This window comes from Streptomyces sp. NPDC004629 (assembly GCF_042873595.1).
In the GTDB taxonomy this organism is placed as follows: domain Bacteria; phylum Actinomycetota; class Actinomycetes; order Streptomycetales; family Streptomycetaceae; genus Streptomyces.
In genome coordinates this window covers 1-12,528 of record NZ_JBIALO010000029.1, presented here as the reverse complement: position 1 = coordinate 12,528, position 12,528 = coordinate 1, and the positions used below count along the sequence as shown (strand labels likewise).

10 protein-coding genes and 1 pseudogene are annotated in these 12,528 nt (G+C 71.5%); 5 read left to right on the top strand and 6 right to left on the bottom strand.

The window, feature by feature from the left end; translation table 11 throughout:
- Positions 1 to 428: 428 nt before the first annotated feature.
- Positions 429 to 3,002, top strand: coding sequence for an SdrD B-like domain-containing protein (locus ACFYTE_RS33130; RefSeq protein ID WP_388718644.1), 2,574 nt, complete (start codon positions 429 to 431; stop codon positions 3,000 to 3,002).
- A gap of 383 nt (positions 3,003 to 3,385) precedes the next feature.
- Here ACFYTE_RS33130 and ACFYTE_RS33125 read toward each other — a convergent pair whose 3' ends face one another.
- Complete coding sequence (locus ACFYTE_RS33125; protein ID WP_388718821.1) at positions 3,386 to 4,291, bottom strand: NADP-dependent oxidoreductase; 906 nt, start codon at positions 4,289 to 4,291, stop codon at positions 3,386 to 3,388.
- 249 nt (positions 4,292 to 4,540) lie between these two features.
- On the opposite strand from ACFYTE_RS33125, the gene ACFYTE_RS33120 reads away from it, so the two are divergent.
- Entirely contained in the window at positions 4,541 to 4,936 is a 396-nt protein-coding gene (locus tag ACFYTE_RS33120) for a winged helix-turn-helix transcriptional regulator (protein WP_388718642.1), read from the top strand.
- Between the two features lie 255 nt (positions 4,937 to 5,191).
- On the opposite strand, the gene ACFYTE_RS33115 is transcribed toward ACFYTE_RS33120, so the two are convergent.
- A complete protein-coding gene (locus ACFYTE_RS33115; RefSeq protein ID WP_388718640.1) occupies positions 5,192 to 5,569 on the bottom strand; it encodes a hypothetical protein in 378 nt (125 codons plus the stop codon).
- 394 nt (positions 5,570 to 5,963) lie between these two features.
- On the opposite strand from ACFYTE_RS33115, the gene ACFYTE_RS33110 reads away from it, so the two are divergent.
- Positions 5,964 to 8,399, top strand: coding sequence for a histidine kinase (locus ACFYTE_RS33110; RefSeq protein WP_388718638.1), 2,436 nt, complete (start codon positions 5,964 to 5,966; stop codon positions 8,397 to 8,399).
- Positions 8,396 to 9,040, top strand: a complete 645-nt coding sequence (locus ACFYTE_RS33105; RefSeq protein WP_388718636.1) for a response regulator — start codon at positions 8,396 to 8,398, stop codon at positions 9,038 to 9,040. Before ACFYTE_RS33110 ends, ACFYTE_RS33105 begins: the two co-directional genes overlap by 4 nt.
- 49 nt (positions 9,041 to 9,089) lie before the next feature.
- On the opposite strand, the gene ACFYTE_RS33100 is transcribed toward ACFYTE_RS33105, so the two are convergent.
- On the bottom strand, positions 9,090 to 10,118 hold the full coding sequence (locus tag ACFYTE_RS33100) for a zinc-binding dehydrogenase (protein WP_388718634.1): 1,029 nt from the start codon (positions 10,116 to 10,118) through the stop codon (positions 9,090 to 9,092).
- Complete coding sequence (locus tag ACFYTE_RS33095; protein WP_388718632.1) at positions 10,111 to 10,542, bottom strand: 4-oxalocrotonate tautomerase family protein; 432 nt, start codon at positions 10,540 to 10,542, stop codon at positions 10,111 to 10,113. Before ACFYTE_RS33095 ends, ACFYTE_RS33100 begins: the two co-directional genes overlap by 8 nt.
- Positions 10,543 to 10,643: 101 nt before the next feature.
- Between ACFYTE_RS33095 and ACFYTE_RS33090 the strand changes: the two genes are divergently transcribed.
- Positions 10,644 to 11,234, top strand: coding sequence for a TetR/AcrR family transcriptional regulator (locus tag ACFYTE_RS33090; protein ID WP_388718630.1), 591 nt, complete (start codon positions 10,644 to 10,646; stop codon positions 11,232 to 11,234).
- A gap of 76 nt (positions 11,235 to 11,310) precedes the next feature.
- On the opposite strand, the gene ACFYTE_RS33085 is transcribed toward ACFYTE_RS33090, so the two are convergent.
- The gene (locus ACFYTE_RS33085) at positions 11,311 to 11,568 is read right to left on the bottom strand and encodes a hypothetical protein (protein WP_388718628.1); all 258 of its coding nucleotides are present in this window, start codon (positions 11,566 to 11,568) and stop codon (positions 11,311 to 11,313) included.
- Positions 11,552 to 12,408: pseudogene (locus ACFYTE_RS33080) on the bottom strand (DUF4158 domain-containing protein); the annotation flags it as partial. The pseudogene ACFYTE_RS33080 and the gene ACFYTE_RS33085, both read right to left, overlap by 17 nt.
- Positions 12,409 to 12,528 lie beyond the last annotated feature (120 nt).

Genomic DNA, 12,528 nt, shown 5'->3' with positions numbered 1-12,528 from the left:
TGTCTCGTCGGGAAGAAGGACCGAACCGTCGCTGCCCACCTCGACATACGCGAGACCGCCGGCCCACCCGTATCGCCCCCGCCCGCCACACCATCGACCTGGCGGATCGTGCGCTCAGGCCTTCCGGCCGGTGAACCCCAGCCGTTCCGTCAGCTGATCCACCCGACCGGATCATCTGATCGTCATGTGAAGGGCTGGTAGTGATCTTTATAGGTGTTTCACGCCCTGGGCGGCTGCTCGTCACGGGCAGACACCGGTCTATCGAAAGTGAGCTGGTAGTGGATCAGCGGGAACGTCGGCGGTGGTCCGGCGGTATGTCTTTGGCCTTGTCGGCCGCGTTATCGGCTTCGCTCGCGGCGACGGGGGTGGTCTCGGCGGTGTCTCCGGCGGCGGCCGACTCCGGCGATGGCGACGCGACCGTCCGTGTCGTGCGTGAGGTGAACGCGAACGGCAAGTGGGATCAGGCGCTTGAGCCGGGTATGGCCGGTGTCACGGTGGTGCTGACCGATGACGCGGGGCGGTCGGTGACCGGGACCACGCAGGCGGACGGCACGGTGAAGCTGACGCCGGGCAACAGCCTGGGCGGCGGCAGGTACCGCATCGAGGTGAAGAACCCCGACCAGGGTGTGCTGTTCCCTGGCTTCGCCTCGGCGCGGCCCAATCTGATCGATCCGACGGTGCTGTCGTCGAACGTGGAGTTCGTGGATCTGTCGGGTGGCAAGAACGTGGAGGTCACGACCTCGTTCTGGTCCCCGGAGGACTACTGCCAGAAGAACGCCACGCTGGTCACGGCCTGTCAGAACGCCTCTATTCCGCCCGGTGCTGCGTCCCCGGACAGCAAGCGCACGCTGACGGCGTTCGCCTTCGGCACGCGCGGTGACGCCGTGGTGAACCCCGGTCTTGTCTCTGACCTGGCGAACAACGGGCAGACGGGCACGGTCTGGGGTGTCGGCGTCAACCGGGTGACCAAGCAGATCTTCTCCGCCGCCTACGCCAAGCGAGGGGCCAAGTACGGCCCCGGCCAAGCGGGTGCGATCTACCGGACCGACCCGACCACCAAGCAGACCGTGGTGTTCACCAAGGTCCCCAACCCCGGCAGCACCCAACACAACATGAATGCCGGGATGGACGAGGCGTTCGGTCCTGTGGTGGGCAGGGAGTCGCTGGGCGACCTGGACGTCAGCGCGGACGGCAAGGACCTGTACGTCGTCAACCTGCACGACCGCAGGCTCTACCGCTACGACGCCACACAGCCCACCGCCGCCGCACCGAAGGCGTCCTACCCCGTCAAGGACCCGGGCTGTGCCGCGCCCGGCGACTGGCGCCCCTTCGGCCTGGGCCTCCATGAGGGCAAGGTGTACGTCGGCGGCGTCTGCTCGGCGCAGTCGACCGGCAGCAAGGCCGACATGCGGGCCGTCGTGCAGGCCTTCGACCCGGTCACGGGCCAGTTCACCGGCACGGTCATGGACCAGCCCCTGAACTTCCCGCGCGGCGGGTGGACAGGATCCGCGTGCGGTGGCCCGAGCTGGTACCCGTGGACCAATGTCCGGCCTCTGACCCAGGACGGCAAGGCATGCACGGGTGACGTGATCCAGAACCCGGAGCCCGAGCTCACCGACATCAACTTCGAGACCAACGGTGACATGGTCGTCGGCTTCGCCGACCGTTTCGCCGACCGCAGCGGCTGGCGCTTGCCGGACACCTCCGCCACCTGGCCGGCGACCACCGCGGTCAACGGCGGTGACATCAACCGGGCCTGCCGTGGCGGGAACCACATGTTCGTCCTGGACGGCAACGGCGGCTGCAAGAACAACAACACCGGCCCCGCCGTCTCGGGCGGAGAAGGCCCGAATGTCAAGGAGTTCTACCCCGGCGACTACATGGGCACCGAAGCAGGTGGCCACCAGGAGATCAGCTCGGGTGGTGTGGCGTTCTCCGCGGTGGAGGACAGGATCCCGCTCACCGCGATGGACCCCATCCAGAAGACGGGCAGCGGTGTGCGGTGGCTGGACCGCAACGACGGCACCAGCGCCATCAACGGGGACGGCCTTTTCCTGAACGACGACTTCGGCAAGGCCCGCGGTATGGGTGACCTGGAAATCCTGTGTGACCAGGCGCCGTTGCAGATCGGCAACCGGGTCTGGAAGGACATCGACCAGGACGGTATCCAGGACCCCGGTGAGGAACCGGTGGTGGGTGCCACGGTGAACCTGTACGACGCGGCCGGCAAGAAGATCGGTACGGCGGTCACCAACGAGCGGGGCGAGTACTACTTCGACTCGACCGTGACCAAGAACGTCAAGCCGGAGGACTTCCCGTACGGCAAGACGTACACCGTGAAGATGGACAACCCGGGCGACTACCAGGCCGGTGGCGTCCTGGACGGCTGGAAGCCCACCCGCCCGAACCAGGGCGGCAACGACCAGATCGACTCCAGCGGTGAGACGTCCGGCAACCCCTTCCCGGCCGTCGAGGTCACCCCGAAGGGCGCAGGACAGAACGACCACGGCGCCGACTTCGGCTTCGTGAACCCGCAGGCGGACCTGTCCGTGATCAAGGTCGGTCCGGCCAGGGTGGGTCCGGGCGGGGACATGGAGTACCAGATCATCGTCACCAACAACGGGCCGAACACCGCCACGCGCTGGACGGTCACCGACCCGCTGCCCGAGGGGATCACCAACGCCCGCACCTCCAACGCGGACTGCGGTATCGCCGCCGGCAAACTGACCTGCTCCGGCGGGCCGCTGGCGGTCGGTGAGAGCCACACCATCACGGTCCGGGCCAACGCGCCCGCCGACTTCGGGCCGATGGAGGTGCTGACCAACTGCGCCAAGGTCACGGGTGCTGAGCCCGACCCCAACCCCGACAACAACGACTCCTGTGTCGACACCGTCGGTGTCCCGGTCATCAACCCGGCCATCGGTGGCGCGGCCGCCGCGGCAGCCCTCGGCGGCTTCCTCCTGATCCGCCGCCGCCGTAACGCCACCGGGGCCGCCATGTAACCAGACCACCCACCCTCTCTCCGTTGGACCGATCGGTCCCTCCCCGACATCACGGGGAGGGACCGATCGTTTCAGCCCCTGTCGCCGGCCTGTCCGTATCCGGTGCTCGGTCGATCACACGAGATCGAGCTTGGGGCGGGAGGTTTTCGCGTCGCCGGCGACGTTGACGTGGATGTTGTCGCGGTCGACGCCGTTGTGGAGAAGCGCGTCGGCGGGCGGTCGTTTGCCGACGCTTTCGGGCCCGGACTCGACTGCTGATCCGGGGTATCCCGTATCGCGTTCCCTTCGGACCCGCGCATCCGTCAGTGGCAGACGTCCAGCGCTGAGCAGTCAGCGTCGGATCATCGCTTGGCGGGCCGGCGTATCTGTGCCATGTCCCCGCTTCAGATGCAGATCACGATCTTTCCGCGTGTGCGTCCGCGCTCGGCGTGCGCGTGGGCGTCGGCGATCCGCTCCAGGGGGTAGGTCTGTTCGATACGGGGTGTGTAGCGGCCTTGCCGGCCCAGTTCCGCGGCCGCGGACAGGAGGGTGGAGTCGTTCTCCGCGTTGACCACATGCGTGCCCAGGCGCTGCCCGCCTGCGTGGTCGGCGACCGTAGCGACGCGCGTCGGGTCGCCCGTGATCGCGACGAGGTCGGCCAGGGATCCGGAGGCCGCGGTGTCGAGCGCGATGTCGGCGCCGTGCGGAGCGAGAGCGGAGAGGCGCTGCGCGAGGCCGGGGCCGTAGGTGGTGGGAACGGCGCCGAGCGAGGTGAGGAACTTGCGGTTGCGTTCGCCGGCTGTCCCGATCACGGTGGCACCCTGTGCCACAGCGATCTCGACTGCCGCGCTGCCCACGCCTCCGGCGGCGCCCTCGACGAGAAGGGTGCGCCCCGCGAGCGAGCCGAGCGCGTTCAGGCCACGCATCGCGGTCACGGACGCGAGACCGGCGCCCGCAGCCTGCTCATCGTTCCACGTGTCGGGGGCGTGGGCCCAGGCCGAGAGGATGACCAGCTCTGCGGTTGCGCCGGTGACACCGCCCAGCCCGAAGACGCGGTCGCCGATGCTCACCCCCTGCACTCCGTCACCGATTTCGTCGACCACGCCGGCGGCGTCGCGCCCGGGAATGGCGGGTAGCTCCAGGGGAATCAGCTGGTGCAGGGCGCCGGCGCGCAGCTTCCAGTCGATGGGATTGACGCTGGCCGCCGCGACGCGGACACGGATCTCACCAGGTCCGGGGTGGGGTTCTGGGGCCTGCTCGATCACCAGGCTCTCCGCTGCGCCGTATTCATGGAAGCGGGCTGCACGCATAATGTCCTGCCTTACCTTTATGGGTCGCCTGACGCTGACGGTGAGGTGCACATCGGCGAGCCGGCTGCCTTCCGGCCACAGGAGGACGGGTGCGGATCGGTGGTGTTGCCGAGCAGGCGGGCGACCACCCGCCACGAAAACCACGATCCTGCCCATCGGCGGAATACCTCCCGTTGCGTCGATGCTCCGGAAGATATCCAGAAGGTCGGTCACCAGTTGGATACCAAGACCGGAGACGGGAGATCCTCGATGACACAACGGCCACCGCTGCCACTCGACTTGTTCGACGAGCTGTGCCCGTCCTCGCTGCTGCCTTTCCGCTTCGGTGACAAATGGGCACCCATGGTCCTCCGCTGCCTGGACGACGGCCCGCGCAGATACTCCGAACTCCGCGTGCCACTGGGCCGCGTCACCCCGAAGGCGCTCACCCAGTCGCTCCGCGGCTTGGAGCGGAACGGGTTCGTGTCACGCACGGTGTACGCCGACCCGAAACTGCGGGTGGAGTACGCGCTGACACCGCTGGGCCGCAGCCTGCTGGAGCCGCTGGCCGCCGCGTGCCGATGGGCGACCGAGCACTGGGACGAGCTGCTGGACGCCCGCGATGCCCGCGACGCCCGCGAGGGCGGCATCTCCTCCATCGGCTGACTCGAACCTGCGTCGGCGCGTGCCGCACCGGACGAGCCGCACCTCTGTGCTGACTCGGGGAATCGCCAGCGGTGCCCGCGGCCCAGCCGTAGCCGCCGCCCGCACGCCGCCCCATCAGCGGTCCGCCCCCCGGCCCACCGGCAGGAGCACGGTCTGACACCAGAACTCGACTGCTTCCGGTGCGAGGAAAGTGATCACCTGCCGGCGGCTACGGCACCGGGTTTCTCCGACCCGGCAGCTCCCATGTGGCCTGGTTCAGGGGCCCGAGGTGACGTCCTCGACGGGGTTGACCAAGAGGGTGGTGTGCTGGTTCTCCAGGCCTTCCACCATCACCAGTGTGCAGGCTGTCACCTTGGCCCGGTAGACGCGGCTGACCACGAGGTCGGAACGCGGCTCGGACGGGTAGTTGTTGGGCACGAAGTCGTTGCCGCCGTTGTCTCCGCGGCTGACGTGCCGGTGGTTCATGTAGCGGATCCCGGTGTCCAGGTCGTGGATGACGGGGATCTGGAACGGTTCGCCGCGCGTGTAGGTCCGGCGTTTCTTCTCAGGCCGGGTGTCGAGGAACTCGGTCACCTCGATCGTGTGGCCGACGGGTATCGCTGCGGGGTAGTTGAGGCGTATCGGCACAGGCATGGCCTGAGCGTATCGGTGCCGTTGGCTCTTCACGGCGTATCGCATTCCTCTCGTCTTTGCGTTCTCCTGTGACGGTTCGCCCTGCGGGACCCCGGCAACTGGTTCCGCGTGGCTGTGGCTGTGGTGTGTTACGGGTCGTGCGGGGGTGGGCCGGTGTTCGGTCTTACCCGGGGCGGTGGGTTGGTTATTGTGCGGGTATGCGGCGGGGTGTGGGGGATCGGGCGCCGGAGGTCCTGCCCGGAGGGTCGTGGTGGGCGGTGTGGCCACCCGCCGGGTGCGTGTACGCCTGCGGGGTGCGGCTGCGTTGCGGGAGTGTGTGTCCGTACGCGCTGGGGGCGCTGCTGTGGGCCCGCCCGTGACCGCCGCTGTCGCCGCTGCTGCTGTGGTGGTGTGCGTGGTTCTGTATGTCCTCGCGTTGCGGCGTACCGCCGGGCTCGCCGTCGCGGGGTCGGCTGTCGCGGTCGCGGCGGCTGTCATGGCGGGTGCTGCTGCCGGGCTGCGCCCCTGGAATGTCGTGGGTACGGCGCTGGTCGCGGCCGGCGTGGCGGCCGTGGCCTGGGTGCTGGGCAGGTCGCAGCGGCGGCGGCGGGCCGAACGGGCCGCGCTTGCCGCGTACCGTGCCGGCGCGGGGGCCATGGCGCGGTTCGCCGCGCTCGCCGAGCGGGACCGGCTGGCTGTCGAACTGCACGACGTGGCCGCGCACCGGCTCACCGCGGTCGTCGTCTCCGCCGCGGCGGCCCGGCATCTCACCGACCCGGACCTGATCGCCGACGCCCTGCGTCATGCGGCGGACGCGGGCCGCAAGGCCGTGGCGGAGCTGGACCGCCTGGGGGAGCGGGGCGAAGGCGGGGGCGGCCCTGCCGCGGGTGTCTCGCTCGCCGATGTGGCCGCCCTGGCCGCCGAGTCCGGTGCCGAACTGCATGACACCACCGGCACCGGGCCGGCCGTTCCCGCCGCGACGGGTGCGGTCGCGTACCGGGTGGTCCGCGAGGCGCTGACCAACACGGCCCGCTACGCCCGCGGCGCGGCCGTACGCGTCGCCCTCGGCAGCCGTCCCGGACTCCTCACGGTCACCGTGACGGACGACGGGGGCACCACCGCGGAACCGGGCCTCGGCACCGGCCGCGGCCTGACCGGACTGCGCGGCACGGTCGGCGCGGTGGGCGGCACGCTCTCCTACGGGCCGGCGTCCGGCGGCTGGACCGTCCACGCCGAACTCCCCCTGCCCGAAGAGCCGTTGTCCGGGCCGGTGCCTGGCGGGCGGCGGGGCGTGGGTCTTGCGTCGGGCGGGGTGGCGGCGCGGGGCGGCCGGGGCCGGGGCTGGTGGTCCCGTGTCTGGGTGGTGCCCGGACGCCCGCTGCCCGTGTCCCGGCGGCCGGCTCCGGGCCCCTTTGCCGTGCCGGGTGCGGGTCCCTCCGTGCCGGGTGCGGGTCCCGCCGTGCTGGGCGGGGGTCCCTTCGTGCCGGGCGGGGGCCGTGCGGCGTGCGGCCCGGAAAAGGACGGGGCGCCTGTGGCCGGCGGTGCGCGGGCCTTGGGCGGTATGGCGTCCTTGCGCCGTACGCCGGGGGCTCGCCCCGCTGGGACCCGCAGCTCGGCGGATACGTGCTTCACCGGCCGTTTTGGCTGGCGTAGCCGGGCGCGGGTGAGCCGTGCCGGGGGGTTCATCCGTTTCTGGAGCCGGTCGCGTCCTGTCGAACCGGTGAGCCCGCGTCGGCGGGTGGGCGTGAGCCCCGCCGGGCCGCTGTGGCGGGGGCCTACCGCTCTCGACTGGTCCCTGGTCGTGCTCGCCGTCGCGCTGTCGCTCGGCGCGGGCCTGCTCTCCGACGATGTGCCCGGCTCGTTGCACGGTGCGCTGTCCGCTCTCCCCTTCGCCGTGCTGTCTGTCCTGCACGCGGTGCCGCTCGGCTGGCGGTCGCGTGCGCCGGGGGCGGGGCTGGCCGTGGTGCTGTCGGCGCTGGTGCTGTGGTGGGGCTGCGACCGGGCGGGCTGGACGCGGCCTCCGGTCGGCGACATCTTCCTCGTGTACTGGTGGGTCGAGTTGGCCTTCGTGTACAGCGCGGGCGCGTATCTGCCGGTACGGCGCGGTGTCCTGGCCCCTGTCGCGGTGGCCGCGACGGGCGCCTTGGCGCTTGCCGGCGGCAGCGGCATCACCGGCAGCCGGGCGGCGGCCTGGGCGGTGCTGGCCGTTCTGCTCGCTGTTCCCGCTTTCGCGCTGTGGTGGCTGGGAGTTGGCACCGCTTTGCGGCGTGAGCGCCGCAGGGCGGTCGCGGCCCGGAGCCGCAAGGTGCTCGAACGGGACGTCGAGGCCGCGGTGCGCGACCAGCGCCGGGTGATCGCCGCGGGCCTGCTGCGTACCGCGCACCGGCACGCGTGCGATGTGGTCGCCGCCGCCGATGCCGGACGGCTCGACACCGTCCTCGCCGAGGCACGGGCCGGCCTGGCCGCGCTCAGGGAACTGCTCGCGGACCTGCGCGACGACGACACCGACGGTCACGGCGGTGTCGCCGCGCCGCCGCCCACACTCGCCGGCATCTCCGCGCTCGCCGCCCGTTACGGTGCCACCGTCAGCTACCGGGGACCGCGCGCCGCGGAGCCCGTCGTCGTGGGTGTGGCCGCGTACCGGATCGCCGCGGTGCTGCTGGCCGAGGGCGTCACTCTGACCGTGCTGCGCGGCGCCGCGGGCGTCGAGGTGTCGGGGCCGGTGCCGGCCGCGCCCGGCACGCGGCGGCACATTCGGGCGGTGGCCGACGCCGTGGGCGGTACGCTCACCCGGACCGACGACGTGGTACGTGTGTGGCTGCCGGAGGTGTTCCCATCACGATCAGGGTGACCGTCGCCGACGACCAGGCGGTCGTACGCGCCGGAATCGCGGCGATCCTCGACGCCGAACCCGGTCTGTCCGTGATCGGGCAGGCACCCGACGGCGAGTCGGCTGTCGCGTGTGTGCTCGAACTGCGGCCGGATGTCGCCCTGATGGACATCCGGATGCCGGGCGGCGGGGGACTGGCCGCCACCGCCCGGATCACCGCCGAGGCCCCCGGCACCCGCGTCGTCGTCCTGACCACCTTCGACCTCGACGAGTACGTGTTCGCCGCGCTGCGGGCCGGGGCGGTCGGTTTCCTGCTCAAGGACGCGGAGCCGGAGCGGGTGGTCGACGCGGTGCGCGTCGCCGCCCGCGGTGGCGCGTTGCTCGATCCCGTGGTGACGCGGCGGCTGGTCGAGCGGTATGCCACCGGTGACGTCCCGGCCGACGCCGCCCGGCTGCGGCGCCTCACCCCGCGCGAGACGGAGGTCCTGCGGTACGTGGCCCGGGGGCTGGCCAACGCCGAGATCGCCGCCGAACTCGGCATCAGCCCGGCCACCGTCAAGGACCATGTCGCGGTGGTCCTCACCAAACTCGGCGTCCGCGACCGCGTCCAGGCGACGATCGCCGCGTACGAGACCGGTCTCGTACGCCCCGGGGCCCGCTGAGACACCGGTCCGGGGTGCGGGGCTGCATGCCGCGGCCGGGCGGCGGGGATCAGCTCGGGGCCGGGGCCGGGGTGATGTCCCGTACGAAGACGGGCTTCAGCTGCTTTTCCGGCAGCGCTTCGGGCAGTTGCTCCCAGTCGAGGACGTGGGAGACGACGCGGTCGGGAGAGACCTTCCCGGAAGCGGCGAGGTCGAGGGCATCGGGGATGTGTGCGCGGACGTTGTCGCGGGCGATGCGCAGGGTGACGCCGGTGAGGTACATGTCGAGCAGGGGGAGTTCGCCGGGCCGGAAGTGGTTGCCGGCGGACTCGCAGATGCCTTCCGGGGCGAGGCACCGGACGGCGAGCGCGAGCTGATCGACGCGACCGGTGGCCTCGACGGCCAGGTCGAAGCCGTGCTGGATCGGCTCGATCACCTCGGCGGTACGGGCTCCGAAGCCTTCGGCCAGGCGACGGTGCTCGGCGTCTGGGTCGACGTAGAGGACGTCGGAGGCGCCGAGGGCGCGGGCGATGTCGCACACGTACAGGCCGATGCTGCCGCGGGCGACGACCAGGACCCGGGCGCTCGGCCGTGTCTTGAGGTGGGGGGCGACCAGGCGCCAGGACAGGGACCAGTTGTCGCTGGCCGAGGCCATGGCGATCGGGTCGAGGCCGGCCGGCAGCGGGACCAGCATGGCGTCGGCGTAGGGAACGCGGACCAGGTCGGAGAAGAGTCCTCCCCAGCTGCCGCCGATCGGTGCGCCGTACATCGCCATGTGCGGAACCGATGCGCAGTGGGCGGTGAGCCCGCCGCGGCAGGGGGCGCAGGTGCCGCAGCTGATGGACCAGGGCACCACGACCAGGTCGCCGGGGGCCACGGTGGTGACCTGGTCGCCGATGTCGGTGACGCGGGCGACGCATTCGTGGCCGAGGGCGAACGGCGGGTCGATGAAGCCGTGCCCGGCCAGGATGGAGGAGTCCACGTCGCAGGAGGTGGCGGCGACCGGCGCGACGATCGCCGCCAGGCCGGACCCGATCTCGGGGTCGGGTGCCTCGCGCCATTCGGCCGTACGGCGGGTGACGTAGGTCAGTTCACGCATCGGCCCGCTGCCCCTTCGCCAGGGCGGCCAGGTCGGCGTAGCGGACGACGGAGCCGCCCGCGCCCCAGGTGCCCTCGGGCTGCTCGTGCACCAGCACCCACACGCGCAGCGCATGGTCCGGGGACAGGCCGGCGGCCGAGAGCACGGTGCCGGTGGCCTCCTCGACCAGGCCCGCCTTGCGCCGCTCCGACAGAGCCCCCTGGGGAACCGTCACCTCCACCAGGAAGCGGGGCGCGTCGTCCTCGGCCGTCTTCTGCGCGCCCTCGGGCAGCTCGGTGAGGTAGCTCCAGGCCTGGGCCCGGAAGAAGGCGGTGTCGGGCGCGCCCTCCCAGCGCAGCAGTACGGCGGCGAGATCTTGCTGGATCGTCGCGCGGCCCTGGTTGGTCAGGGCGCCGGTCGGGACGGTCAACCGGATCATCGGCATGGCAGCTCCTCGGTTCTTCGACAGCCTCTGGTTATGACGGTCGTCATAATCAGAGGTCACGCTAGACTATGACGGTCGTTATAGCCAGAGGAGATGCACAGGTGGCCAAGAGCAGCAGCGGTACGCCGTCCCGCGAGCGGATCGTGGCCGGCGCCGCCGACATGATCAGCCGGCGCGGGCTGAGCGCCACGAGCATCCGGGAGATGGCCAAGCACGCCCAGGCGCCGCTCGGCTCGACGTACCACTACTTCCCCGAGGGCAAGCAGCAGCTGGCCACGGAAGCGGTCCGCTACACGGGCGAATGGGTCGCCCGCAGCCTGCGCAAGGAACTCGCGGCCGGCCCCGCCGCGGGCCTGCGCGCCTTCCTGGCCCTGTGGCGGGGGATCGTCGTCGACACCGGCTTCCACGCCGGATGCCCCGTCCTGGCCGTGGCCATTGAGGAACCCCCGGCCGACGAGGTGCCGCCCGCTCTGGCGGCCGCGGCCGAGGTCTTCGACCAGTGGGAGGGCCTGCTCGCCGACTCCCTGCGCGAACACGGAGCCGACGCCGAGCAGGCGGCGCAGGTCGCCACGCTCATCGTCGCGGCCGTCGAGGGCACCGTGGCGCTCTGCCGCGCCAAGCGCAGCACCGAACCTCTGGACCGGACCGCGGCGCAGCTCCAGACCCTCATCGACGCCACGATCAAGCGCTGAGGGCCTCGCCGAGGGGGCTCGCCGCAAAACGGCCGGCGCCCCGCGCGAAGAACGGGGCGCCGGCCGCGCGCAGTCCTTACGCGCCGAGTGCGGCGCGGACGGCCTCGGCCTTCTCCTCGGTGAACACGCCGCTTTCGAGGAGGGAGAGGACGGACAGGACTCCTCCGCGTGAACCCCAGCTGCCTTTGTCGATCACACGGAAGGTCACCCACCAGGCCGGCGACGGCTCCGGCATGCCGCAGGCGTCGGCCATCGCGGCCAGGACGCGTTCGACGACCTCGGCGCGGACTTCCTGGCGCCAGTCGCCGTCCATGACCATCGTGTGCCGGGGCACGACGCCCTGATCCGCTCCACATCGCCTCGAACGACTCCACTGCCGGCCCGGTGACCTCGCCGGTGTCGGTGCCGACCAGCTCGTTCGTGGTGTCGGACACGACCGGGAACGCACTCGCCAGCTTCGCCGAGGCCCGCTCGACCCGCGGCAGCGTCTTCATCTTCTCCTCGACCGTCTCGCGCTCGGCCTTGGCCGGCAGCTTCGTCGCGATCAGCATCTCCAGAAGGTCCAGCGCGTCGTCCACGGCCCGGGTCGTCAGGTAGACGGTCGTGGCCGGCAGCGTCGCCGGCCGGCGGGAATCCCCGTGGCGACGCAGCAGCGACGCCTTGCCATCTACGCCGTACCGGGACAGCTCCGCCGGCCGCCGGGGCGGGATCGCCGATACGTCCAGGTCCCCCATCCCGAGGGCGGCGATCTCCTCCGCCCGCTGGAGCGACCACTTCATCTGCGGACCCGACACCCGTACCGGACCGCGCCGCAGCCGGTCCGGCTCCGAGACCTCAGCCAGCCCGCCGCCGCATCGAACAACGCCTTCGGCCCGTCCCCGGTCGTCCACGCCCGCGCGTCCGGCCAGACCACCAGCTCATCGCGGACCTCGGCGAAGTCCCGCCGGCCCCCGGCCTCCTGGATCTCCCCGGCGTGGGTACGGGCCGTACTGTCCCGCTCGCCGTACAGCTTCAGGCACGAGGCGTCCGCGATTTCCAGCTGCTCGGCCAGATACTCGGCCCCGAGCCGGTTGTTGGCCCGGCGCTTGGCCTGCACCGCCTCCCGGTCCGCGTCGTCCAGGAAGAAGTACCGCTCCAGGAAGAAGCGCCGCTCCAGCTCCGCCCGCGAGGGCACCTAGTGAAACGACCCGTACCGGGCCGCCTTTATCTGTACCCAGTCCGACGGTGTCAGGGACGTACGCCACGTGGTCCCCAGCCAGGGGCCCGCCCTTGTCGCTGACACTCGCTTGTGACC

What these genes read in the sequence shown, in the direction of transcription:
- ACFYTE_RS33125 (WP_388718821.1), bottom strand. Translation starts at nt 4,291, where the DNA reads ATGCGTGCAGCCCGCTTCCATGAATACGGCGCAGCGGAGAGCCTGGTG.
- ACFYTE_RS33120 (WP_388718642.1), top strand. Translation starts at nt 4,541, where the DNA reads ATGACACAACGGCCACCGCTGCCACTCGACTTGTTCGACGAGCTGTGC.
- ACFYTE_RS33115 (WP_388718640.1), bottom strand. Translation starts at nt 5,569, where the DNA reads ATGCCTGTGCCGATACGCCTCAACTACCCCGCAGCGATACCCGTCGGC.
- ACFYTE_RS33100 (WP_388718634.1), bottom strand. Translation starts at nt 10,118, where the DNA reads ATGCGTGAACTGACCTACGTCACCCGCCGTACGGCCGAATGGCGCGAG.
- ACFYTE_RS33095 (WP_388718632.1), bottom strand. Translation starts at nt 10,542, where the DNA reads ATGCCGATGATCCGGTTGACCGTCCCGACCGGCGCCCTGACCAACCAG.